This window comes from Pseudomonas sp. GW821-FHT07B01 (genome assembly GCF_059419065.1).
Genome location: NZ_JBWKRA010000051.1, coordinates 1 through 1086, shown reverse-complemented (window position 1 = coordinate 1086; position 1086 = coordinate 1). Strand labels below are relative to the sequence as shown.

At 51.0% G+C, this 1086-nt stretch carries 1 rRNA gene; it reads left to right on the top strand.

What is annotated here, in order from left to right:
- Nucleotides 1-82: 82 nt before the first annotated feature.
- A 16S ribosomal RNA gene (locus AC07S6_RS27285) occupies nt 83-1086 on the top strand; the annotation flags it as partial.

The window sequence follows — 1086 nt, the reverse complement described above, 5'->3', positions numbered from 1 at the left end:
CAAGTTACTCCGCGAGAAATCAAAGATGTAACCAACGATTGCTGAGCCAAGTTTAGGGTTTCTTAAAAACCCAAAGATGTTTGAACTGAAGAGTTTGATCATGGCTCAGATTGAACGCTGGCGGCAGGCCTAACACATGCAAGTCGAGCGGTAGAGAGAAGCTTGCTTCTCTTGAGAGCGGCGGACGGGTGAGTAATGCCTAGGAATCTGCCTGGTAGTGGGGGATAACGTTCGGAAACGGACGCTAATACCGCATACGTCCTACGGGAGAAAGCAGGGGACCTTCGGGCCTTGCGCTATCAGATGAGCCTAGGTCGGATTAGCTAGTTGGTGAGGTAATGGCTCACCAAGGCGACGATCCGTAACTGGTCTGAGAGGATGATCAGTCACACTGGAACTGAGACACGGTCCAGACTCCTACGGGAGGCAGCAGTGGGGAATATTGGACAATGGGCGAAAGCCTGATCCAGCCATGCCGCGTGTGTGAAGAAGGTCTTCGGATTGTAAAGCACTTTAAGTTGGGAGGAAGGGTTGTAGATTAATACTCTGCAATTTTGACGTTACCGACAGAATAAGCACCGGCTAACTCTGTGCCAGCAGCCGCGGTAATACAGAGGGTGCAAGCGTTAATCGGAATTACTGGGCGTAAAGCGCGCGTAGGTGGTTTGTTAAGTTGGATGTGAAATCCCCGGGCTCAACCTGGGAACTGCATTCAAAACTGACTGACTAGAGTATGGTAGAGGGTGGTGGAATTTCCTGTGTAGCGGTGAAATGCGTAGATATAGGAAGGAACACCAGTGGCGAAGGCGACCACCTGGACTAATACTGACACTGAGGTGCGAAAGCGTGGGGAGCAAACAGGATTAGATACCCTGGTAGTCCACGCCGTAAACGATGTCAACTAGCCGTTGGAAGCCTTGAGCTTTTAGTGGCGCAGCTAACGCATTAAGTTGACCGCCTGGGGAGTACGGCCGCAAGGTTAAAACTCAAATGAATTGACGGGGGCCCGCACAAGCGGTGGAGCATGTGGTTTAATTCGAAGCAACGCGAAGAACCTTACCAGGCCTTGACATCCAATGAACTTTC